Genomic DNA, 22575 nt, shown 5'->3' with positions numbered 1-22575 from the left:
TCCGACCCGCGTCGAGTTTCACCGCGTCGATCTTCGAGAGGGTCATGCCTAGCCCCGACATACCCAGTCATAGTCCGACGCCTGCCCCGGACCGAGCCGACCTGGGCAGGCCGCGATGACCGAGTGGCTCCCTGTTCTGATCAGTATTGCCCTGGTCACGGTGTGTGGCCTGTTTGTCGCCGCGGAATTCGCCATGGTGACGGTCGACCGTCCCGAGGTGGAGCGGGCCGCCGCGGCAGGCGACCGGAGGTCGAAAGGCGTCCTTGCCGCGCTGAGAAATCTCTCGACCCAGCTGTCCGGGGCGCAGTTGGGCATCACCATCACCAATCTGGGGATCGGCTTCCTCGCTGAACCGGCGATCGCGCGCCTGCTCGGCGGCCCGCTGCGCTTCGCCCGGGTGCCGGCGGGGGCGGTCACCGGCGTCGGTCTGACGATCGCGCTGGTGCTGGCGACGGCCGTAACCATGATCTACGGCGAGCTGGTTCCGAAGAATCTTGCCGTTGCCCGTCCACTGCCCACCGCCCGCGCGGTACAGGGGTTCCAGCGGGGCTTCAGCCGGGCGACCGGCTACCCGATCCGGGTACTCAACGGTGCGGCCAACGGTCTGCTGCGCCGCATGGGTGTCGAGCCCCAGGAGGAACTCGCCTCCGCCCGCTCGGCGCAGGAGCTGTTCTCCCTGGTGGGTCGTTCCGCGGAGCAGGGGACTCTCGAGCCGGAGACGGCGACGTTGCTCCAACGGTCCCTGGCGTTCGGAGGCAAGCAGGCCGCCGACGTCCTGACACCCCGGGTCCGGATGCGCGCGGTCGGAGTTGGCGACCCTGTCGGCGAGGTCATCGCCCTGGCACGCCGTACCGGCCATTCCCGTTTCCCGGTTGTCGGTCGGGATCTTGACGACGTGGTTGGTCTCGTCCATGTGAAGCACGCGGTCGCGGTCCCCGAGGACGATCGGGAAACCGTGACCGTGGGCCAGGTCATGGTCGCCCATCTTGTCGTCCCGTCCACCATCGAGCTCGACCCGCTGCTGGAGACCCTGCGCCGCGGCGGTCTGCAGATGGCGGTCGTCATCGACGAGTTCGGCGGGACGGACGGTCTGGTCACCATCGAGGACCTGATCGAGGAGCTCGTCGGCGATGTCGTCGACGAGCACGACCGGGTCGGCACACACGCGCAGCGGCGCCGGGACGGAACGTGGATGCTGTCCGGTCTGCTGCGGCTCGACGAGGTTGCGCACACCGTGGGTGTTCGCCTGCCGCAGGACGAGGCCTACCAGACGCTCGGCGGCCTGATCGCGGACCGGCTCGGTCGGATGCCGGCCACCGGTGACACCGTCGACGTCGACGGTGTCAGCCTCGCCGTCCATCTGATGGACGGCCGGCGGGTGGACCGGGTGCACATGGTTCCCCCGCGGGCGTACCGCAACCGGTCCACCTCGGGCGCGATGGATGCACTGCGGTGAGCAACCTTGTCGCGGTCTGGTTCGCGGTCGTCCTGTTGCTCGCCAACGCGTTCTTCGTCGGCGCCGAGTTCGCGCTGATCTCGGCCCGCCGCAGTTCCATAGAACCCGTGGCGCGGGCTGGTTCCGGCCGGGCGCAGGCCACGCTGCGGGCGATGGAGAACGTCTCGGTGATGCTGGCCGGTGCCCAGCTGGGCATCACGATCTGCACCTTGGGGCTCGGGTCGCTCGGGGAACCGGCAGTCGCCCACCTGCTGGAACGCCCGTTCGCGTCGGCCGGGGTCGCCGAGGCGTTGCGTCATCCGATCGCGTTCGGCGTCGCCATGGTCATTGTCGTGTTCCTGCACGTGGTCGTCGGCGAGATGGTTCCCAAGAACATCGCTCTGGCCGGGCCGGACCGCAGCGCCATGGTGCTCGTCCCACCGCTCGTCGCGGTCGTGCGGTGCCTGCGGCCGGCGATCGTCGTCCTGAACGCGATTGCCAACGTGAGCCTGCGCGTGGTCCGGGTGGTGCCGAGGGAGGAGGTCGTCAGCGCCTTCACCCGCGACGAGGTCGCCGGTTTCGTCGAGGAGTCCCGGCGGGAGGGCCTGCTCGACGCCGACCAGCACGGACGTCTGTTCGGGGCGCTGTCCTTCGACGAGCGCAACGCGCGTGGCGTCCTGCTCCCCGTCGACGGGCTGGAGACCATCCCGGTCGGTGCCACCCCGCGAGACGTCGAGGCGGTCGCCGCGCGGACCGGGTTCTCCCGTTTCCCGGTCCGTGACTCCTCCGGTGAACTGACCGGATACCTGCATCTCAAGGACGTCCTGGAAACCAACCCAGCGAAGCGGTCAGCGCCCATCCCCGTCAAGTGGGTCCGCCCGCTGGCCCGGGTAGGTGCCGACGACCGGCTCCGGACGGTGCTCGCCGTGATGCAGCGCAGTGGCGCGCACCTGGCCCGGGTCACCGACGGCGCGGGAAGCATCCTCGGGGTCGTTGCCCTGGAGGATGTTCTGGAGGAGCTTGTCGGCGAGATTCGGGACGAGAACCAGCCGGCTGTGCCGTGAATTCCACCTAAGATAAGTTGTGCACGATGCAATCGTGTACGCTTTGATTGCGGTCGATCGTCCGATCGCAGCCACGCACGATCGCCACTTTGGAGGAACCGAACATGGCAACCACCCGCACCGCGCGTACGGCATGGGAAGGAAACCTGGCCCAGGGAGGGGGCACCGTCACCTTCGCCTCGTCCGGGATCGGCGACTACCCCGTGTCCTGGCCGGCCAGGGCCGAGGCGCCGAACGGCGTGACAAGCCCGGAGGAGCTGATCGCCGCCGCCCACTCGTCCTGCTTCTCCATGGCGCTCTCGCACGGCCTCACCCAGGCCGGAAACCCGCCACGCCGCCTTGAGACCCAGGCGGACGTCACCTTCCAGCCGGGCACCGGCATCACCGGTATCCACCTAACCGTCAACGGCGACGTACCCGGGCTGGACGAGGGCGCCTTCGCCAAGGCGGCCGAGGACGCCAAGGTGAACTGCCCGGTGAGCCAGGCACTGGCCGCCACCCCCATCACCCTCACCGTCGGCCTGATCTGACGGCGGCTGTTGCCGAGAGTCCGTCGCGTAGCTGTCGGCCCCCTGGCGCGTCTGCGCGTGCCGGGGGGTGGAGCGATGCACAGGACGCCTGGGCGGCGACCGCGGGAGAAGTGGGAACATGGGCCATGACCAGCCAGGACATCGACATGCTCGCCCCCGTGGGTGACGGGCGGCGGGAGTTTTCGCTGCTTTTGGATGACCAGCTGTGCTTTGCTCTGTACGCGGCGTCCCGTGCGGTGACGGGCCTCTACCGGCCGCTGCTCGACCGGCTCGGCCTGACCTATCCGCAGTACCTGGTCATGCTCGTGCTCTGGGAGCATGACGCCAGCGCGGTCAAGGAACTGTGCGCCGTGCTGCATCTGGACTACGGCACCCTGTCCCCGCTGCTCAAGCGCCTGGAGTCGACCGGGCTCGTCCGACGGGAACGGCGCGCCGATGACGAGCGCTCCGTCCAGATCACCCTCACCGAGGCAGGTGCCGCGCTGAGAGAGGAGGCCCGCACCGTGCCGCAGGTCATCGGCAGGGCCATGGGTCTCTCCGAGGATGAGGTCCTCGGGCTACGTGCAGCTCTGCGTAAGCTCACCGCCGCAGTCACCACGTGGAGCGAGCAGCGGTAGTAATTGTAATCCTCATACCGTTACGAGTCGTTTCCTCCTCCGGGGGGCTTCGACCCGTGCACAGCCATGAATGCCGACTTTCCAGCAAAAAGCTCACCAAGATCAGGAAATGGTGCTGCGCGGCGTGCTAGCGCGTGGGCTGTCACTCCGTCGCATGCCACGGTCCGCACCAGCCGCCATCCCTGGACCTCGGTGTAATAGCGCACCAGACCACAAGTGGGTGATGCCCTCACGCGTGTGCTGGGTGAGACGACTGAACACGCCGGCTGGCTTGCTCACGATGCCGGCCGTCACGATGATGCCCGGTACCGGTGGCTGGAGGCTCTCCATCGCGCGGCGGTTCGGAACACCCCTCGATTACGCTCCAGTGGGTTTCGCGTTCGGTCACCGTTTCATCGCCGATACCGACTGGTGGAGGGGCTACGAGCCCATCGGGCTTCTCCGTCCACGGGAGACAGCCCCGACATACGTCGCGCTGGTTCGATCCAATGCCCATGCGTAGAGCGCCCGGAGCCGGGTAGGGGCCGATCCCCGAACGTGATAAAAACCGCCTCCGTCTCTTCCTGATGGAGAGACGGAGGCGGTTGCGCGGGCCTATCGAGGTAGTTCAGGTTGTCGATCAGAGCCTCTCCCGGAAGTCCACTCCTGGGGGCTGCCCACCCGACAATAACGATCAACAGGAGGTGTTTGCTCCCACCCTGCTCCCAGAAGATCGACAAGAGACCTCGTGATGTTGCAAAACCCCTGGGGCTACATGGGGTGAGTGACGGGACTTGAACCCGCGACACCCGGGACCACAACCCGGTGCTCTACCAGCTGAGCTACACCCACCACGTACCGAAACCGCACCCTGAGAGTGGACCCGTCCACGGCGTTGTCACCTAACCGTGGTGTCGCCCGACGGCCGTTTCACCATGATCGTATCATCACGTGTGATCGGGTCACCGGGGCTGAGCGGCCCAGCTGCTCAGGCGTTGCTCATACTACCGGTCGATCCTTCCTTCTGGCCACGAGGTTTCCGGTGTTTGCCCGGGGCGTTCCGGTAGCGCTCGGGCAGCACTCAGACGGCGGCCGGGGGAGCGTCCGCGGTGTCCGTACTGTCCGAGCGGATCTCCCGGGCCACCTCCCGGGCGAACTCGCTGGTCGGTCCCGGATGCGGCACGAAGATTGCTTTCCGGTAGTACCGCAGTTCGTCGATGCTCTCCCGGATGTCGGCCAACGCGCGGTGGCCACCGCGTTTGGTCGGTGCCGCATAGTAGGCGCGGGGGTACCAGCGGCGGGCCAGCTCCTTCACGGTCGACACGTCGACCATCCGGTAGTGCAGGTAGCCGTCGAGTTCCGGCATGTACCGGGCGAGGAAGTTGCGGTCGGTGGCGATCGAGTTGCCACACAGCGGAGCCTTGCCCGCGTCCGGTACCTGAGCTCGGATGTAGTCGAGTACCTGCCGCTCGGCCTCGGCCAGGGTCACTGTCGACGCCCGCACGGCCTCGGTCAGACCCGAGGTGGCGTGCATCTCCTGGACCACGGCGTCCATCTCGGCGAGGGCGGTCTCCGGCGCGGACACGACCACGTCCACACCGTTTCCGAGAATATTGAGTTCACTATCAGTCACGAGACAGGCAACCTCCAGCAGAAGATCGGAGGCGGCGCTGAGCCCGGTCATCTCACAGTCGATCCAGACGAGGCGATCCATATCTCGTTGACCTTAGGGTCTCGGGGTCGAGACGTCACGCGGAGGTCCGACTTGGAGCCGCAGTTGTCCGTCCGGAGATACTCGTGGCGGACCGGGCAGGCTGACCGGGTCAGCCACGGGCGGACCCGACCGGCGTGGTAGTGCCCGTGTTGAGGATGTGGAACGTCACCGACAGCGGCAGCAGGTTCAGGCGCGTGGCACGAGCGGTCAGAACGTACGACCCGTTCGGGCACGTTGTCGTGTCCCATGGAGCGTCGTTGACGGGCGTGAAGACGAATATCGGCCCGTTGTCCGTGTACGAAACGGTTTTGGGCCCGGTCAGGGTGAACAGGACGGGGCCGGGTGATCCCCGAACGGACAGCTCGATCTGGACGGTTCCGTGGACGGTGTCATTGGGGATGACGCCTACGAAGCCCAGAAGTGCCGGTGTGGTGGTGCTCTCCGCCGGGGCGCCCGGGGCGCCCGGGGCGCCCGGGGCGGTGCCGGTCGTCCCGGGCGGGGCCGTGGCCGAAGGTCCCGGCGCGGGGAGGGGCGAAGGCTCGCCGGCGGTCCCGGTTGCGGTAATCGGGGCCTTACCCGGCTGGGTGGAGGTGAGCCTCGGGCTGTCCGCCGAGGGATCCGGCTGATCATGATAGGACGTCACCAACAGCGGCATGAGCGCGAGGGCGGCCACGAACATCAAGACGCCGAGCCCACCCCGCCTCAGCAGTCCCACAGGCCGGTGCACCCTTTCCGTCCATCTGCCCGATTAGTAACCACCTGACCTTATCGCTGACATGGGACCGGTTGTTGGAATGTTTGTCCGCGCGCACGCTGTACGTACCCTCGGCGGTCGCGTCGCCGCCCGCCGTGGCGACACCTGGTAGGAGCCGCGGGGACAGGCGATCGTCGCTGCGCCGGGCTCGGGAGGCGGTTCGGCGAGCGTCTTCCAGGCCTCGACGATCAGCTCCCGGGCGTGGGTGCGCCGGGTGGTCAGCGGCGCCGGGCGGGGTGCCCCGGTGGACGGGCCGCCACCCGACGGCGGCCATGGGTGTCGCGGGGACGTTGACGGCTTCGGAGCCGGCCTGCTACTCGCAGGCGCTCTTGCCGCAGGAAATCCGGTCGACTGCAGCTGCGGTCCACGGCCCCGACGGTAGCGGTCCAGATGGCCGGCGGGGCCGGATGTCACAAATCCTTAACTTTACCGGCGGCGTGTCGGGCGCCGACGACACCCCCTGGGAACGGCTCGGGGTGGCCGCCGGTTCGACCATGAGGTCCAGAACCTCCTGGACGTCGCTGACCGGATGCACGGTCGGCGACGCGAACGGAACCGACCTGTGTTTTCCGTCGGATGGCCTTCCGCGGTCGGTCGGCAGGGTGAGCGGGCGGTTACCGGTGACCGGGGCGGTCGGCTTGGTCCGTCCGGGTGATTGCTTGACAGGGCGCGCGGCTCTGAGAGTGTGGGCATGTCCGACACCTTGCGGTCGGTGCATCGTGTCGGATGACGTTCTGCCGGTGTCGTCCTTACCTGTCAGGTGAACTGCGGAGGTCAGGCACCAGTGAGCACACATGACCGCTACGTCATGCCGGCGGGTCACTCCACCTGGGACGTTCCGATGGTCGGCCATGCGCGTTTCTCCTGGGAGTACGACGACGGCCGGGCCCGCCTGCTCGCGCTTTACCAGAAGGGCAAGGACAAGCAGTGGGATGCGGCGACCCGGATCGACTGGTCACTGGAGGTGAATCCGTTTCGTGCGCTTGAGTTGCCGGACGAGACGGTTCCGATCCACGGCCTTCCGGTGTGGGAGAAGCTCGGCCGGCGTGAACGGGACGAACTGAGCCAGCACCTGGTCGCCTGGCAGTTCAGCCAGTTCCTGCACGGCGAACAGGGTGCGATGATCTGTGGTGCCCGGATCGTCGAATCCGTGCCGGACATGGACGCGAAGTTCTACGCCGCGACCCAGGCGATAGACGAGGCCCGGCACGCGGAAACCTACGCACGCTTCCTGGACGAGAAGATCGGGATGATGTACCCGATCAATCATGAGCTGCGGTCGCTGCTCGACTCGACGCTCACCGACAGCCGGTGGGACATGCCCTATCTGGGCATGCAGGTGCTGATCGAGGGGCTTGCCCTGGCTGCCTTCGGCGTGCTGCGTGACGTCACCCCCGCTCCGCTGCCGAAGCAGATCCTCTCCTATGTGATGCAGGACGAGGCCCGGCACGTGGCGTTCGGACGTTTGGTCCTGCGTGACTACTATGCGCAATTGAGTAGTCGGGAGCGTGCGGAACGCGAGGAGTTTGTCGTCGAGAGCTGCTGGTTGATGCGCAACCGGCTACGCGCCGTCGAGGTGTGGGAGAACCTCGGCTTCGACGTGGACGAGTGCCTCGCCGCGGTCGAGACGTCCGCCTACATGCGGGCCTTCCGCAAGCTGCTGTTCAGCCGGATCGTGCCGTGCGTGAAGGACATCGGCCTGTGGGGCGAGAAGGTCCAGGAGACCTACGAGCGGATGGGTGTCCTCGACCTGTCCACTCTCGACCTCGCCGAGATCATGAAGCGGGACGAGGACATCGCGGACGACCTTGACCGGGCTCGGGCCGAGGATGGCGAACTCGCGGTGCGCAGGGCGCAGGTGGCGGAGACGATCGCCGCGGCAGGCTGACGTCCCGAGCGATCGGTTGACGGGTTGATCGGGAAGCGATCAGGTCGATTCGGGGTTACCCTGACAGCATAGTTGCGCAAGCAACGTTCAGGCCGGACCGAAAGTCAGGAGTACCGCGATGCCCGCCGTCACCGCCGACACAGTCAGCCTGCCGCGCCTGTCGGAGCCTCTGCCCGGCCAGGTGGAGCGTCCGATCCGGTCGGTCACGACCGCGCCGTCCGGCCGCGAGGGCGAGGGATTTCCGGTCCGGCGTGCCTTTGCCGGTACCAGCATTGCCGATCTTGATCCCTTCGTTCACATGGACCAGATGGGCGAGGTCGACTACGCGCCGGGCGAGCCCAAAGGCACCCCCTGGCATCCGCACCGGGGTTTCGAGACCGTCACCTACATGATCGACGGAACGTTCCAGCACCAGGACTCCCATGGCGGAGGCGGGATCATCTCGGACGGGGCGACCCAGTGGATGACCGCCGGCGCGGGGATCCTGCACATCGAGACCCCGCCGGAGCGTCTGGTGATCAGCGGTGGGCTTTTCCACGGCATCCAGCTGTGGGTCAACCTGCCCGCGAAGGACAAGTTCAGCCCCCCGCGCTACCAGAGCATCGAGGGCGACCAGGTCCGGTTGGTCTCGTCGTCCGACGCCGGTGCGCTGGTGCGGCTCATCGCCGGGGACCTCGCAGGCCAGCGTGGTCCGGGCTCGACCCACACCCCGATTGCCCTGGCGCACGCGACCCTGGCCCCGGGCGCACGCCTCGCGCTCCCCTGGAACCCGGAGTTCAACGCGCTCGCCTACGTCCTCGCGGGTTCGGGACGGGTGGGCGGTGAGGGCCGGCCGGTCCGCACCGGGCAGCTCGCCGTGTTCGGGCCTGGCGACCACCTGACGCTCGCGGCCGACGACCGGCAGTCCGAGGGGAGCCCCGCGCTGGAGGTTCTGCTGCTCGGTGGTCGCCCGATCCGGGAGCCCGTCGAGATGTACGGCCCGTTCGTGATGAACACCCGGGATGAGCTGCGCCAGGCGGTAGCGGACTACCAGGCCGGACGTCTCGGTGTCATCCCGACGAACGCGCTCATGCCCCACCGCGCGAGCTGAACGTCCGCGCGAGCTGAACCGCCACGGGCGCACTGAACCGGGCGACACCGTGCGTCCGCCTCGCAATCCTGTCACAGTGACGCAAAACATAGGCGAGATGCGGTCGGAAGTGTCATCCGAGGAGGTCGGAGAGCAGTGACCTTGTTAACGGACCGGGTTGCCGTCGTGACAGGGGCGAGCCGGGGGATCGGGCTGGCGATCGCCCGTGAGCTTGTCCGGCGGGGCGCGAAGGTGTGTGTCACCGCGCGCAAGCCCGAGCCGCTGGAGGAGGCGGTGAAGGATCTCGGGGGATCCGAGGTGGCGATCGCGGTGCCCGGCAGGTCCGAGGACCCGGCACACCAACAGGATGCCGTCCATCAGACCATCGACGCCTTCGGACGCATCGACATGCTGGTGAACAACACCGGCATCAACCCGGTCTACGGGCCGGTGCTCGACGTTGATCCCGCGGTCGCGGCAAAGGTCTTCGGCGTCAACGTGCTGGCACCCCTGGGGTGGACCCGCCTCGTGCGCGACGCGTGGATGGGGGAGCACGGTGGCGCGATCGTCAACATCGCGTCGATCGCGGGTCTGCGGACCGCTCCGGGCATCGGGATCTACGGAGTGAGCAAGGCGGCTCTGATCCGCCTGACGCTTGAACTCGCAGTGGAGCTCGGTCCGGGCATCCGCGTCAACGCCGTCGCACCCGCCGTGGTGAAGACTCAGTTCGCGACCGCGCTGTTCGAGGGCAGGGAGGAGCAGTCGGCGTTGGCCTACCCGCTCAAGCGGCTTGGGTTGCCGCCGGACATCGCTGGTGTCGTTGCCTTTCTCCTCTCGGATGACGCCGCCTGGATCACCGGTCAGACGGTTGTCATCGATGGTGGCCTCAGCGTTCCCGTCGCCCTCTGAATGCGCGTCGGTCGGTGACGGGGCGGCACCGGCGAAACAAATCCTGGCCGGGTGTGACCGGAAATCGGGATCTCGGCATGCCGCCGCGGCAGGAAGGTGTTGGACTGTGGGTACAGAACTCTTCCACGGAGAAGTAGCTGCCATCTAAGATCATGGTTCTGGCGGGCCTTCGCGCGTCAGCGGTTTGCCCCTTACAGGACAGGCACTGAAGGCGAATAGACCTCAAGGTGTCAGAATGTCCCCCGCCGACCTGATCGTGGGGGGATAACCGCTTGTCGACCTCAGCTCATGCCGTCCGCCGGTTGCGGCTGGTCCGATTGGGACGAGTCGTGCTCCTGGCCGCAGCCGCAGTCTTCGCGGTCACGACACTGACCGGTATACGTGACGGGTCGCCCGCGATCAACAGCATCGACCGATGGCTCGGTAATTTTCTGAGCATCGGTGCTGGAGCGACGTGCGTGGCGCGCGCGCTTCTGGTCCGCGGTGAACGGGCGGCATGGGCCGCGCTCGGAATCGGTCTTTTCTGTTATGGCGCGGGTACCACGTACTTCTCCGCCGAGGTTGCGGATCGGGTTCCGATGCCGTCTCCGTCGCTTGCTGATGTGGGCTGGCTCGCGTTCTATGTCGCGACATACGTTTCCGTGATCCTGTTGTTACGCAAACGGGTGTCACGGTTCCATCCCAGTGTCTGGCTTGACGCTCTGATCGGTGCTCTCGGCGTGGCCGCACTGGCCAGCGGGCTTGCCGCCGCCGCCATCGGGAAGGTACGCACGACCAGTCTGTCGACCGTCGGGCTGAACCTCGCCTACCCGCTTGCCGACCTGATGCTGCTGGTGGTCGTGGTCAGCGTGTTCGGGCTGCTGGGCTGGCGGGTGGAGCGGGTCTGGTGCCTGCTCGGTGGCGCGCTCGTCATTTTCGCCGTCGCTGACACGATTGTCGTTGGTGAGGTCGCGACCGGTCGGTACTCCCCGGGTGGCCCGGTCGAGGTTCTCTGGGTACTGGCGCTGGTGCTGCCGGCATACGCCGCTTTCCAACGGCCACAGCGGGAGATGGCGGAGGGGCTCGCCGGCTGGGGTGTGCTGGCCATCCCGGCTCTCTTCGCGGTTGCCGCCATCGGCCTGCTGGTGTTCGGTGCGGTGGTGAAACTGCCGGTGGTGACCGTTGCGCTCGCCGCCGCCACGGTTCTGGTCGCGCTCGTGCGAACCGGGATGACCTTCGCCGAGGTCCGCCAGCTCGCGGAGTCCAAGCTGCAGGCCCGGACCGATGAACTGACCGGGCTCGCCAACCGCCGTGGATTCTTCGAACGGGTGAACAAGGTGGACGGCGGCAACCCTGACACCGGCCGGTCTGCGCTGCTGGTGCTGGATCTGGACCGCTTCAAGGAGATCAACGATTCTCTCGGGCATCCCGCTGGTGATGACCTGCTGAAGCTGGTCGGGCGCCGGATCGCCGCGGCGCTGCGGCCGGAGGACCTACTGGCCCGGCTTGGCGGGGATGAGTTCGCCGTGCTGCTGCACGACGCGGACTCGGCGGTGGCGAGGACGGTTGCCGAGCGGGTCCTTGGCGCCCTTGACCAGCCGTTCGACGTCGGCGGGGTCACGCTGCACGTCGATGCCAGCATCGGGGCTGCGCTCTACCCGGACGACGCTGCCACCGCGAGCGTCCTGCTGCAGCGGGCGGACGTGGCAATGTATGCGGCGAAGTCCGCCCGCTCCGGGGTGGAGTACTACCGACCCGGCGCTGACGTGCACACCCTGGACCGGCTCGATGTCATCGAAGCCCTGCGCGCCGGACTCGGCCAGAACCAGCTGCGCGTGTACTACCAGATGAAGATCGACCTGCGGACGGGCGGCTGCCAGGCGGTGGAGGCACTCGTCCGCTGGGAGCATCCGACCAGGGGTCTGCTCCAGCCCGACGTGTTTCTGCCTCTGGCCGAGCACACCGGTTTGATGCGCACGCTGACGCTGGAGGTGCTCGAGCTTGCTCTGGGGCAGTGCCGCCGGTGGTGGAACGTCGGCCTGGAGATCGGTGTCGCGGTCAACCTCTCCGCGTCCAACCTTCTCGACAAGGGGCTTCCGGCCAAGGTCGCCGACCTGCTCGCGGCCAACGGGGTGCCGGCGCGGGCCCTCGAACTGGAGATTACCGAGACGACCCTGATGCTCGACCGGATCCGGACCGCCGCCGTGCTCGACAGCCTGCGGGACATGGGCATACGCATCGCCGTCGATGACTACGGCACCGGCTACTCGTCCCTGGCCTACCTACGGGAGCTGCCGGTCGACATACTGAAGTTGGACAAGTCCTTCGTCATGCACCTCGACTCCGACCCGGGGGCGGCGGCGATCGTGCAGTCCACCATCGGGCTCGCGCATTCTCTCGGCCTGCGGATCGTGGTCGAGGGAGTCGAGAGCGAGACTGCGATGCGTCGGCTGACCGACTACGGCTGCGATTTTGCGCAGGGTTACTACCTGGGTTCCCCACAGCCCGCGGAGGAACTGACTCCCTTGCTGTGGCACCGTTGGAACCAACGTTGCTCGGCCGGGTCGGTACCGGCGGAGGACCGGATGGTGACGGCGGGGCTGGAACGGATCAAACCCGCGTCCGCGAGCCGTACGTGGCCCTGACCCGGCTACCCGAGCAGGCAGGCCCGTCGTCATGGGACAGCCTGCCGGAAACCGATCCCGACGATCCGACCGTGTCGCCTGTTGTTGAGGTGTCGCCTGTCGTTGAGGTGTCGCCTGTCGCGGTTGGGGGGGACCTCATCCCGGCAACACTCGTCGGTGCCTACCGGCGGGGGATCTTCCCCTGGCCGGCCGGAGATCCGGTCGTAGCCCGGGACATGAGCCGACGTTTCGGCGCGGCGGTTGCCGATGGACGCATCCCCAACCTTTCCCCGGACCGTCCGGCAACACTCGACCTGCCCTGGTGGTGCCCGGACCCTCGCGGTGTGCTGCCGGTCGGTGCGGTCCACATGTCACGCTCGCTGCGCAAACGACTGCGCACGTGCGGCTGGACCACCACGGTGGACCAGGCCTTCTCCGAGGTCGTCCGAGGCTGTCACCGCGACGACGAGTATGCCTGGATCACACCAGGGCTCGTGGATGCCTACGTCGAGCTGCATCTGCTGGGCTGGGCCCACAGCATCGAGGTGTGGGACGGCGATGAGCTTGTCGGTGGGCTGTTCGGCGTGTTCGTCGGCGGTGTGTGCATGGCCGAATCCATGTTCCACACGCACACCGACGCATCCAAGGTCGCCATGGTCGACTGTGACGCGCGCTTCGGACAGGCCGGCGGTCGGCTCATCGACGTGCAGATCGTCACCGCGCATACGAGGTCCATGGGTGCGGTCGAGATACCCCGGCGGAGTTTCCTGACGATCCTGCGCGAGGCTCGCGACGCCGAGTTGCGGCTCGTCTGCGACCGCCTGCCCGTATCCCGGTTGGTGCAGTCGGAGGCAGGAACGTCCTGAGGAGGTCCGAAGGGAACCCGATGTCGTCCCGGGGCCTGTGCTGTTCGTGCTGTTCGTGCTATTCGTGTTCGGCGGCCGGCGGGAACATGCCGGCAACCTCGTCGAGCACGGAGATCAGGTGGGTGATCTCCTCGTCGGTGTTGGCCGCGGTGACCTGGACGCGGAACCCCACGTTGCCGCGAGGCACCACCGGGTACGGCGCCAGGGTGACGTAGATCCCGCGTTTGAACAGGTGTTTTCCCAGGGCGTCGACGTCCTCAGGTCTACCGATCGGTACTTCGATGATCGGTAGACCTGACCGGTTCAGTGTACGCAGCCCGATCCGTACCATTTCGTCCAGAATGCGGGCGGTCTTATGATGAAGGCCGGTTCGGATGGCGTCGCCCTGTTTGGCGTTGAGTCGCAGGCCGGCCTGCACGGTGGCGAGCGAGGCCACCGGGGACGGTCCGGAGAAGGTGTAGGGCGATGCGGTGATCTTGAGATAGTTCTTCACCTCGGTCGGGCAGGCGACAAAGGCCAGCAGTGACGAGTACGCCTTGGAGAAACCCCCGACCAGGATGATCCCGTCGTAGTTCTCCCCGATATGGCGGACGAGGCTGTTGCCGCGCATCCCGTATGGGTTCGGTTCGCACACATCCCGCTCACCGATGACGCCGAAGCCGTGCGCATCGTCGACGTAGAGGATCGCGTCGTTGGTACGGCAGACGCTCGCGAGCTCCGCCAGGGGCGGCGTGTTGCCGGTCATGCTGTTCACCCCGTCGATACACACCAGCCGAGGGTGGGTGGGACAGGCGCGTAGCAGCTCCTCCAGCTGGGCCGGGTTGCTGTCGTCGAAACGTTGCACGGTCGCACCCTGCGCCCGGGCCATGAGACAGCCTTCTTGGATCGTGCGGTGCGCCTGCCGGTCGACGAAGATTGCTCCCTTCCCAGCCAGTGCCGGAATAATTGACAGGTGGATGTGTGTGATCGTAGGAATCACCAGGCTGTCCTCGGCGCCGAGGAGGTCGGTGAGTTCATCCTCGATTTCTGTGAATAACCGTGGAGAGGCGATCAGCCGTGACCAGCTGGGATGGGTGCCCCATCTGGCGAGGTACTCCGGAACCGCTGCGATGATCTCTGGATTCAGATCGAATCCGAGGTAGTTGCAGGACGCGAAGTCGGACAACCAGTGATCGCCGATACGAATCCGTCGTCCGTCGATCTCGTCGACAATCGAGTCGACCATGGGATGCGTGTACCGCAGCCGCGCGAGCTCGGCCAAGGGGCCCAGCGGCCTGCTTAGCAGCCGGTCGAATGGTCCTGTCGAGGCAAGGGGGGGCTTGAACGTGGGCAACTGCTGTGGAGTACTCGGCAACACCCCTCCTCGTGAAGCTGAGGGGCCTGATGTTACGGGGTTTCTTTAGGCGATCATGTCGTTTTTGGGTAATCGTAACCAGACTGTCGTGTGCGTTCGCATGCATGGTTACGCTATGGTGAATAACGTTCTACGGATTGTTTGTGCCGGTTGGCTTACTGGCCGTGACCAGATGGGGCTGAGCCCAACCGGCGTACGCCTGTACCCGGTATGGGCGCGTACGCCGGTCCGGCTTTCCCGTTCGGGGCGGGACACCCGGGGACCTGATCGTGGGGGCAGGGCGCGGGACGCGCCTTGCGCCCACCTGCGCCCCTGCCGTTCAGGGGCCTGTCGGATCGGCTATGCCGCCACTCGCCCGATCGCCTCCGCGGGACAGAACTCGAGGGCCTGCAGCAGCATCTCCTCCTCTTCCTCGTTCGACGGCTGCCGGCAGATGTAATGGACCTCGTTCTCTTCGTCGTGCTTGAAGAAGTCCGGGGCAACGCCCCGGCAGTTTTCGCAGTCAGTACACTCCGAGTCGACGAAGAACGGTCCCTCGGCGTTCATGGGAAGCCGACGCTTTTCGCTTGCCACATCACACCTCGCATTCGTTGTAGCTGCCCAGTCGATTCTATCGATGAGGGCGCCGGTTGTCGGTCGCTGGCCGTGTTCTGAAGCCGTCGGCAAAAACCCCGCCCCGGGCATTGTGGGTAGAAGGCCCATGGGTCGAAATACCCGCGTCCGCCGACTGTCCGCCGACTGTCCGCCGACGGAGGCCGAAACGTCGGTCGATCCTCCTCGCGGTCGCGTGGACGATCGGGGACTGTTGACCGCGGCAGCTGTCAACGGATCCCCGAAGTCGCAGGTCGGGGTGTTGATCGACTGTGCTGTCGCTACTCAGGGACATCCGCGGTCTGTCCGGAGGATGTCGGAGGAATCCTCCGGGGATGCCGCGCGGACCGGCTTCGCGGCAGCCATGAACCTGGTACCTGTTTCTGTCGTCCGGAGTATCGGGTGCTTTCCCGTCATAGGGTTCTAACCCTGCCGAAACGCGGGCCGTACGGTTGTCGGGGCCCGTTCGTCGACATGGGCCGCGAAGCCGCACCTAATGCCTGGAGAAGGAAAGGACGAACGTCTCGGCGAGACAGGACGGATGCTCCCGTTCCGGGAAGGTACCTGAGCTCTAACACACAGCCGGATCACGGGTCGATGCTCCATGAGCGTCGAAACCTTACGGCAACCGGGTGCGTCCACCGGGTGCGTCCACTGGGACGGTCGGCGTAACCGCGCCGGACCATTGCTGTGGGCACGTCCTCTGGTGTCGATGCCGACGCTGGCATACAACCCGTCGAGGGTCGCGAGCCGTCGGGTGGGTCTCGTCAGGTGGGTTGGTGCACGGTCCGGTCCGATCTCAACACCCCTGCCGACGAGGGACGTCGGCACCTACCGGGGGTTGGGTTTCCGACTACGCACCCAAAGATGATCTCGATGCCTCCACGGCCATCTGGGCTGATCCCGAGTTCGGTTGGTACATCGGCATCCACGACCGGCACGGCATGTGGCACAACCAGATGGCTTCGTAGAGGAGAACCGGCACAGCCAGATGATGTGCGGTTCCGGCTTGCCCGGTGTGCGGGTTGCCGGTCGGCGCGGTCTCCGCCGTGCTGCGCGACCGGGGGGCGCTGAGCGCGCTTACCCGGGGGTGCAGGCTATGATCATTCAAGCGGGAGGCGCCGGTCTAAGTGGTACGATATCCTGTACCACTTTGGAGGTTGTCATGGCTGTCACCGCCAGCGAGGCGCGCAAGCGCCTGTTCCCGCTGATCGAGCAGGTCAACGCCGACCAGGAACCGGTTGAGATCCTGTCCAAGCACGGTTCGGCTTACCTGGTGTCCGAGGCTCAGTTCCGGTCCATGCAGGAGACTGCCTATCTGCAGCGGTCGCCTGCCAACGCCGCGCACCTGGCGGCCAGCATCGCCGAAGCTGACGTCGGCGAAGCCGAGGAACACGAACTACTGACCTGATGAGGATCGTGTTCACCTCGCGTGCCTGGGCTGACTACACGTCGTGGGTCGACGACCGGACGATGCTCCGCCGGATCAACCGTCTGATCGAGGAATCGGCACGCGACCTGGCCGTCGGGATCGGCAAGCCAGAACCGTTGTCCCAGAACCTGTCGGGATACTGGTCACGGCGAATCACCGACGAGCACCGTCTGGTCTACCAGGTGCGTGGGGACGACCTGGTCGTCATTCAGGTTCGCTACCACTACTGACGGCAGCGGTCGGCGAACGATAGGTCACGACGGACCACGTGTTCACGACGAAGATCGGGACACCGATCGAACCCGACAACCTGCGGCGGTTCTGGATGCCGCTACGGTGCGCGGCCGGTCTCGACGGCGTGGTGTTCCACGGATTGCGCCATACCTGCGTCCAGCTACTGCTGGATCTTGGTGTGCCGCCGCACATCGTCCGGGACATCGTGGGCCACTCGGCGATCGAGGTCACGATGACGATCTACGCGCATGCGTCGATGGGGGAGAAGCGGCGTGCGCTGGGCAAGCTCGACAGCCACCTGACCGAGCCCCGACCCTGACAACCGTTGCTGCACCCGTTGCTATACGTGGGGGGTTCCGGGGTGGCTCGGCCCCCTCGGCAGACATGACGAGGGGATCGAAAGGCGCAGCATGTGGGCTTGATCCCTGGGTGCGCCCGGCAGGGATCGAACCTGCGACCAAGTGCTTAGAAGGCACTTGCTCTATCCGCTGAGCTACGGGCGCTTGCCGTCTATTGTGCTTGCTGCTCGGCGCGAGCGTGAAGCACGGTCCGTACCGCTGGTCACGTGGGCATGGTCGGTCACTGTGCGTGCTATGTCAACGGCAAGCTCCTGGAGCGTCGGTCAGGGCCGAGACGGCTGCGCCGGGTCTGTTCCACCCGATCAATCCGGAGATAGACGGTATACCGATTCAAAAGTCTGAGGATGACATCTTCGGATGGAACGTGCATCTGTTGGCCTCGGTAGCTGTGGACAACGGGCGGCTGTCCACAGCCGGTCGCATAGAGGTGTCGAGTCCGCGACGGACGTCCAGAGTGTGACCCGGGACGATACGGCGGTTCTGCCAGGACGACCGTCCGTCACGAAACCAGGCCGGTTACCCCATGATCCGGGAGGAACCATGATCGAAGCATCGCTCACGCTGCTCGGAAACCTCGTCGACGACCCTGAGCTGCGATGCACCCAGAACGGGAACTTCGTCTGCTCGCTGCGCCTGGCCTGCACGTCGCGCCGGTTCGACCGCACGCAGAACCGCTGGGTGGACAGCAACACCGTCTTCGTGACGGTCACCTGCTGGCGGCAGCTTGCCGAGAACGTGGGCGCATCGTTGCACAAGGGCGACAGGACCCTCGTGATCGGGCGGTTGCGTCAGCGGTCGTTCGAGACGCAGGACGGCAGTCGTCGGGTTGTCTACGAGGTGGACGCCGACGCGATCGGAGTCGATCTTACCCGTCAGTCCGCCGAGGTCCGGCGGGTTGTCCGCTCCCAGACGGAGGGCGACGGCCCGGCCGGCGGTTCCGAGTCCGTCCCCGACCACGACAGTCCCGCCATGCACAATGGCCAGACCCGCTTCGAAGGCGGTGCCGAGTACCACGACGGGGGCCTCACCGATGCAGGCGCGGACAATCCACTCAGCCGGTCGACAGCTGATGGCGTGGCCCCGGACGCCGGGTTCGACACCGGACGCCACACCATCCCGGCCCAGCGGCCTGCGACGGTGTGAAGGTCGGCGTGACGTCACAAGCCCGGTCGACGTCCGGTCAGGGACCTGTTCTCCCATTCGCCGAGGCCGGCCCGGGCTTGCTACGGGCCTCTCTCCGATCCCGCCCGGGTCGGTGGGTAGCGTCGGGCCGTGAGCAGCCCACGAGGTGTTGACGCACCGACGTCCACCCAGGTGTTGCACAGGCGTGTGGGAACCCCTGGGGCAGATGAGGGCGGGCGGCCATCGTGGACCCGTCCACCGGCAGTTCTGCGATCACGGCTGGCCGCGATCTCCCGGCCCGGCCGGACGGTCGTGGTCGCGGCCATGCTCAGTGCGACCGCGGCCGTCCTGATCAATCAACATCTGTTTCCCTTCCTGTCGATCAACAATGACGAGGCGCTATACCGACTGCAGGCGCAGACACTGGCGGGAGGTCACCTGTTTCCGCCGGCGCCACCGCCGGCCGGGTCCTACGCGCCGTGGCTGGCTGCGGTGGTCGACCACCACTACGTGCTGAAGTACACCCCGGTGATCGCAGGGCTCCTTGCCCTGAGCCTCGTGCTCACCGGGGGGATATCCGCGGCACTCGCGGTCGTCGCGGCTGCTGCGGTGGGCGCGACCTACCACGTCGGGATCGAACTGTTCGGTGACCGGCGTGTCGCCGCTGTCGCAGCCTGGCTTCTGGCGCTGTCACCGCTGGTCATCCTGCAAAGCGCCATGCTCCTGCCCTATTTGCCGGTTCTCGTCCTGTTCGAATGCGTGGTCCTCGGGCTGCTGCGCGGCCTGCGTACCGATCGTGGGATGCCGCTCGTAGGAGCAGGGTTGGCGCTGGGGCTCGTGGTGGCGGTGCGTCCGTACGACACGGTGCTGGTGCTTGGCCCGCTCGCGGTGTGGGCGGTGTGGCGAGGTGCGTGTGAACGGCGGTGGTGGGTCCTACGCTGGCTCGGTACGGGGCTGGTCGTCCCAGTGGCCCTGCTGCTCAGCTATGACGCGGCGGCGACGGGTGACCCGTTCCAGCTGCCGTTCGCCTTGCTCGAACCCGACGACAGGCTGGGTTTCGGGGTTCGGCGGCTCTTTCCCACTGACATCGCGCACCATTTCAGCCTGGCGGAAGGGCTTACCGCGATTGGTGACCACCTGTGGCTGCTCGGTGGTTGGGCGTGTGGCGGCGTGCTCCTCACGGCTCTGTCCATTGCGGCCGTCGTTCGCCGCAGGCTGTCCGCGCAGGCGCTCGCCGTCGGGATCGGCGCGGTGCTGCTGATCGTCGGGTATATCGCCTTCTGGGGTGCCTGGAACGCGGCCGAACTGTGGGGCGGCATCCGTTATGTCGGCCCGTTCTACGTCATGCCGATGCTGCTACCGCTCGTCCTGTTCGGCGCACGCGGACTGGTCGACCTTGCCCAGGCGCGGTCGCGTTCGGCCGGCTTCGCCGGGATCGTGGGTCTTGGGCTCAGCGCGTTCGTCCTCATCTACGCGGTCCAGGCCGACATGTCCTTCACCCGACACGACCGCGATCTGACGAACATGGTCACCGCACAGCCCGGTCGTGTGCTGGTCATGGTGTCGGCCGAGCCCGCCTTCCTCATGCATCCCACCTCGGTGGTGTCCAACTCACCGGGACTGGACGATCGCGTGTTGTACGCGGTGTCGACCGGGGACGTCGACTTCTCCGTGATTGCTGATCATCCGGATCGGTCGGCGTACCTGCTGCGGCTGGCCAACGGTTACAACCGGCTGCTCGAATCGCCGTCCGCGGCCCGGCTGGAACGCCTGCGGGTCGTCGCCGGTGCAAGCGTCGGGGTCGACGTCAGCGCAGCGGTCCCCGACGATGCCCGCGGGGCCCGCCTCGAGGTGACCGGCGACGGACATGTGACGTCCTTCCTCGTCGACCCGGGCCGGCCGCTGTCCGCAAGGCTCACCATCGGCCCGGAAGGGGCGGTCGCGACGAGCTCCGGCCCTCGGGTGAAGGTCGGCACGGTTCGCGCGACCGAGGACCATTCCGTGACGCTCAGGTTGTTCTACACGCCGTCATCCGGTGGCCGTGAGCGGTTCCTGGACTGGCAGGTCCTGCCCGTCCAGGTCGATTCCGGGGGCTCCGAGCATGCGACGGTCAGCGTCCTGGCACCGGACAGCCAGGTGGGAATGGTGGGATCCGGGACCACCCCGACCATCCGGCTACACGTGGACTGACGGGACGCGTCGGGGACCCCCCGACTCGCCGGGCCGTCCGACTCGTAAGGTTGACCGCATGGCGCAGTACGTCTTTCAGATGCGCAAAGTGCGCAAAGCCCACGGTGACAAGGTCGTTCTCGACGATGTCACCCTGTCGTTCCTGCCCGGCGCGAAGATCGGTGTCGTCGGTCCGAACGGCGCGGGCAAGTCGTCGCTGCTCAAACTCATGGCAGGTCTTGACCAGCCCAGCAACGGCGACGCGACCTTGAGTCCCGGTTTCACCGTGGGCATGCTCGCGCAGGAGCCGACGCTGGACGAGACGAAGGACGTCCGGGGCAACGTGGAGGATGGTGCCCGGGAGATCCGCGAGGTCCTCGCCCGCTATGAGGAGATCAACGAGAAGATGGCCGCGCCCGACGCGGATTTCGACACGCTTCTCGCGGAGCAGGCGGCTCTCATCGACAAGATCGAGGCAGCGAACGCCTGGGAACTCGACAGCCAGCTCGACCAGGCGATGGACGCGTTGCGGCTGCCGGCCGGCGACGCCGAGGTGAGCCAGCTCTCCGGCGGTGAGCGCCGCCGTGTCGCGTTGTGCAAACTGCTGTTGCAGGCACCTGACCTCCTGCTGTTGGACGAGCCCACCAACCACCTCGACGCCGAGAGCGTTGCCTGGCTGGAGCAGCATCTGGCCCGGTATGCCGGAGCGGTGCTCGCTGTCACCCACGACCGGTACTTCCTCGACAACGTCGCAGGCTGGATCCTCGAGCTCGACCGCGGCCATGCCTACCCGTACGAGGGCAACTACACCACCTATCTGGAGACGAAGGCCGCCCGGCTCAAGGTCGAGGGCGGTAAGGACGCCAAGCGCAAGCGCGTCCTCGCCCAGGAGCTGGAATGGGTACGGTCGAACCCGAAGGCCCGCCAGGCCAAGAGCAAGGCACGCCTCGCCCGGTACGAGGAGCTCGCCGCCGAGGCCGACAAGACGCGTCCCCGTGACTTCGAGGAGATCCAGATCCCGCCGGGCCCACGGCTGGGGAGCGTCGTCATCGAGGCGAAGAAGCTGCGCAAGGGCTTCGGCGACCGGCTTCTCATCGACGACCTGTCGTTCTCGCTGCCCCGGGGTGGGATCGTCGGTGTCATCGGTCCGAACGGTGTCGGGAAGACCACCCTGTTCACCATGCTGACCGGCCTGGCCGAGCCCGACGCCGGTGAGCTGGTCATCGGAGAGACGGTCGACATCGCCTATGTGGACCAGAGCCGTGCCGGCCTCGACCCGAAGAAGAACGTCTGGGAGGTCGTCTCCGACGGACTTGACCACATCATCGTGGGCAAGGTCGACCTACCGAGCCGTGCCTACGTGTCGTCCTTCGGTTTCAAGGGGCCGGACCAGCAGAAGCCGGTCGGTGTCCTGTCCGGTGGCGAACGTAACCGGCTGAACCTCGCGCTCACCCTCAAGCGGGGCGGCAACCTGCTGTTGCTGGACGAACCCACCAACGACCTGGACGTCGAGACACTGCGGTCCCTGGAGGACGCGCTCGCAGAGTTCCCGGGCTGCGCGGTGGTGATCTCGCACGACCGGTGGTTCCTCGACCGCGTCACCACCCACACGCTCGCCTGGGAGGGCACGGATTCCGACCCGGCTCGCTGGTTCTGGTTCGAGGGGAACTTCGCCGACTACGAGGCTAACAAGATCGAAAGGCTGGGTGTCGAGGCAGCCCGTCCCCACCGGGTGACCTACCGCAAACTCACCCGGGATTAGTAACTCACCTGGACCAACCTGCTGACCTCGTCGGTCACTGACACCGTCACCGGCTGCCCCGAGTACAAGATGACCGCGGTACGCCTGCGGCGGGCGGGTACTTTTCGCTCAACCCGCCCGTCAC

18 protein-coding genes, 2 tRNA genes and 1 pseudogene are annotated in these 22575 nt (G+C 66.7%); 15 read left to right on the top strand and 6 right to left on the bottom strand.

Features of this window, described 5'->3' with window-relative positions:
* The first annotated feature begins 115 nt into the window (after positions 1–115).
* The 4 genes from NBW77_RS04285 to NBW77_RS04270 all read left to right on the top strand — a co-directional run bounded on the left by NBW77_RS04285 (position 116) and on the right by NBW77_RS04270 (position 3646).
* On the top strand, positions 116–1456 hold the full coding sequence (locus tag NBW77_RS04285; RefSeq protein WP_250279306.1) for a hemolysin family protein: 1341 nt from the start codon (positions 116–118) through the stop codon (positions 1454–1456).
* A complete protein-coding gene (locus tag NBW77_RS04280) occupies positions 1453–2499 on the top strand; it encodes a hemolysin family protein (RefSeq protein WP_131745948.1) in 1047 nt (348 codons plus the stop codon). Before NBW77_RS04285 ends, NBW77_RS04280 begins: the two co-directional genes overlap by 4 nt.
* Before the next feature lie 104 nt (positions 2500–2603).
* The gene (locus tag NBW77_RS04275) at positions 2604–3029 is read left to right on the top strand and encodes an OsmC family protein (protein ID WP_131745949.1); all 426 of its coding nucleotides are present in this window, start codon (positions 2604–2606) and stop codon (positions 3027–3029) included.
* A gap of 125 nt (positions 3030–3154) precedes the next feature.
* Entirely contained in the window at positions 3155–3646 is a 492-nt protein-coding gene (locus NBW77_RS04270; protein WP_165485922.1) for a MarR family winged helix-turn-helix transcriptional regulator, read from the top strand.
* Positions 3647–4401: 755 nt separating this feature from the next.
* On the opposite strand, the gene NBW77_RS04265 is transcribed toward NBW77_RS04270, so the two are convergent.
* The 3 genes from NBW77_RS04265 to NBW77_RS04255 form a co-directional block, all read right to left on the bottom strand.
* Positions 4402–4477, bottom strand: a tRNA-His gene (locus tag NBW77_RS04265).
* A 229-nt stretch (positions 4478–4706) separates the two neighbouring features.
* Positions 4707–5309, bottom strand: a complete 603-nt coding sequence (orn, locus tag NBW77_RS04260) for an oligoribonuclease (RefSeq protein ID WP_502799435.1) — start codon at positions 5307–5309, stop codon at positions 4707–4709.
* A gap of 139 nt (positions 5310–5448) precedes the next feature.
* A complete protein-coding gene (locus NBW77_RS04255; RefSeq protein WP_250279305.1) occupies positions 5449–6054 on the bottom strand; it encodes a hypothetical protein in 606 nt (201 codons plus the stop codon).
* Positions 6055–6877: 823 nt separating this feature from the next.
* Here NBW77_RS04255 and NBW77_RS04250 point away from each other — a divergent pair.
* The 5 genes from NBW77_RS04250 to aat all read left to right on the top strand — a co-directional run bounded on the left by NBW77_RS04250 (position 6878) and on the right by aat (position 13428).
* Complete coding sequence (locus NBW77_RS04250) at positions 6878–7981, top strand: ferritin-like domain-containing protein (protein ID WP_250279304.1); 1104 nt, start codon at positions 6878–6880, stop codon at positions 7979–7981.
* Positions 7982–8099: 118 nt separating this feature from the next.
* Positions 8100–9071 (top strand): pirin family protein, encoded by a 972-nt coding sequence (locus NBW77_RS04245; RefSeq protein WP_250279303.1) that lies wholly within the window; start codon positions 8100–8102, stop codon positions 9069–9071.
* A gap of 135 nt (positions 9072–9206) precedes the next feature.
* Positions 9207–9959 (top strand): SDR family oxidoreductase, encoded by a 753-nt coding sequence (locus NBW77_RS04240; RefSeq protein ID WP_131746074.1) that lies wholly within the window; start codon positions 9207–9209, stop codon positions 9957–9959.
* A 329-nt stretch (positions 9960–10288) separates the two neighbouring features.
* Positions 10289–12583: a putative bifunctional diguanylate cyclase/phosphodiesterase gene (locus NBW77_RS04235; protein WP_349816958.1), complete on the top strand. Its 2295-nt coding sequence runs from the start codon at positions 10289–10291 to the stop codon at positions 12581–12583.
* A complete protein-coding gene (aat, locus tag NBW77_RS04230; RefSeq protein WP_131746164.1) occupies positions 12574–13428 on the top strand; it encodes a leucyl/phenylalanyl-tRNA--protein transferase in 855 nt (284 codons plus the stop codon). The genes NBW77_RS04235 and aat overlap by 10 nt, the downstream gene beginning before the upstream one ends.
* Before the next feature lie 58 nt (positions 13429–13486).
* Here aat and NBW77_RS04225 read toward each other — a convergent pair whose 3' ends face one another.
* Both NBW77_RS04225 and NBW77_RS04220 read right to left on the bottom strand, forming a co-directional pair.
* Positions 13487–14782 carry an aminotransferase class I/II-fold pyridoxal phosphate-dependent enzyme gene (locus tag NBW77_RS04225; RefSeq protein WP_242605694.1) on the bottom strand — a complete coding sequence of 432 codons (1296 nt, stop codon included), beginning with the start codon at positions 14780–14782 and terminating at the stop codon, positions 13487–13489.
* Between the two features lie 339 nt (positions 14783–15121).
* On the bottom strand, positions 15122–15355 hold the full coding sequence (locus tag NBW77_RS04220) for a ferredoxin (RefSeq protein ID WP_131746075.1): 234 nt from the start codon (positions 15353–15355) through the stop codon (positions 15122–15124).
* A 1183-nt stretch (positions 15356–16538) separates the two neighbouring features.
* On the opposite strand from NBW77_RS04220, the gene NBW77_RS04215 reads away from it, so the two are divergent.
* From NBW77_RS04215 to NBW77_RS04205, 3 genes and pseudogenes are all read left to right on the top strand, one after another.
* Entirely contained in the window at positions 16539–16784 is a 246-nt protein-coding gene (locus NBW77_RS04215; protein WP_131746076.1) for a type II toxin-antitoxin system Phd/YefM family antitoxin, read from the top strand.
* Positions 16784–17035, top strand: a complete 252-nt coding sequence (locus NBW77_RS04210) for a Txe/YoeB family addiction module toxin (RefSeq protein ID WP_131746077.1) — start codon at positions 16784–16786, stop codon at positions 17033–17035. Before NBW77_RS04215 ends, NBW77_RS04210 begins: the two co-directional genes overlap by 1 nt.
* Before the next feature lie 23 nt (positions 17036–17058).
* Positions 17059–17358: pseudogene (locus NBW77_RS04205) on the top strand (tyrosine-type recombinase/integrase); the annotation flags it as partial.
* Between the two features lie 111 nt (positions 17359–17469).
* Here NBW77_RS04205 and NBW77_RS04200 read toward each other — a convergent pair.
* Positions 17470–17542: transfer RNA gene (locus tag NBW77_RS04200), tRNA-Arg, on the bottom strand.
* 396 nt (positions 17543–17938) lie between these two features.
* Between NBW77_RS04200 and ssb the strand changes: the two genes are divergently transcribed.
* From ssb to ettA, 3 genes are all read left to right on the top strand, one after another.
* Positions 17939–18541: a single-stranded DNA-binding protein gene (gene ssb, locus NBW77_RS04195; RefSeq protein ID WP_131746078.1), complete on the top strand. Its 603-nt coding sequence runs from the start codon at positions 17939–17941 to the stop codon at positions 18539–18541.
* 303 nt (positions 18542–18844) lie between these two features.
* Entirely contained in the window at positions 18845–20710 is a 1866-nt protein-coding gene (locus NBW77_RS04190; protein ID WP_250279302.1) for a DUF7846 domain-containing protein, read from the top strand.
* Between the two features lie 58 nt (positions 20711–20768).
* Positions 20769–22451 carry an energy-dependent translational throttle protein EttA gene (gene ettA, locus NBW77_RS04185; protein WP_131746079.1) on the top strand — a complete coding sequence of 561 codons (1683 nt, stop codon included), beginning with the start codon at positions 20769–20771 and terminating at the stop codon, positions 22449–22451.
* Positions 22452–22575 lie beyond the last annotated feature (124 nt).

The sequence above is a fragment of the Frankia sp. Cppng1_Ct_nod genome (genome assembly GCF_920656135.1).
Classification (GTDB): Bacteria; Actinomycetota; Actinomycetes; order Frankiales; family Frankiaceae; genus Protofrankia; species Protofrankia meridionalis.
The sequence above is the reverse complement of the archived record's forward strand: the minus strand, read 5'-3'. Positions and strand labels throughout refer to the sequence as shown.

Excerpts from the sequence above, each read along its gene's own strand:
- orn (WP_502799435.1), bottom strand. The coding sequence starts at position 5,309 with ATGACCGGGCTCAGCGCCGCCTCCGATCTTCTGCTGGAGGTTGCCTGT.
- NBW77_RS04245 (WP_250279303.1), top strand. The coding sequence starts at position 8,100 with ATGCCCGCCGTCACCGCCGACACAGTCAGCCTGCCGCGCCTGTCGGAG.
- NBW77_RS04210 (WP_131746077.1), top strand. The coding sequence starts at position 16,784 with ATGAGGATCGTGTTCACCTCGCGTGCCTGGGCTGACTACACGTCGTGG.
- NBW77_RS04285 (WP_250279306.1), top strand. The coding sequence starts at position 116 with ATGACCGAGTGGCTCCCTGTTCTGATCAGTATTGCCCTGGTCACGGTG.
- NBW77_RS04215 (WP_131746076.1), top strand. The coding sequence starts at position 16,539 with ATGGCTGTCACCGCCAGCGAGGCGCGCAAGCGCCTGTTCCCGCTGATC.
- ssb (WP_131746078.1), top strand. The coding sequence starts at position 17,939 with ATGATCGAAGCATCGCTCACGCTGCTCGGAAACCTCGTCGACGACCCT.
- NBW77_RS04190 (WP_250279302.1), top strand. The coding sequence starts at position 18,845 with ATGCTCAGTGCGACCGCGGCCGTCCTGATCAATCAACATCTGTTTCCC.
- ettA (WP_131746079.1), top strand. The coding sequence starts at position 20,769 with ATGGCGCAGTACGTCTTTCAGATGCGCAAAGTGCGCAAAGCCCACGGT.
- NBW77_RS04275 (WP_131745949.1), top strand. The coding sequence starts at position 2,604 with ATGGCAACCACCCGCACCGCGCGTACGGCATGGGAAGGAAACCTGGCC.
- NBW77_RS04270 (WP_165485922.1), top strand. The coding sequence starts at position 3,155 with ATGACCAGCCAGGACATCGACATGCTCGCCCCCGTGGGTGACGGGCGG.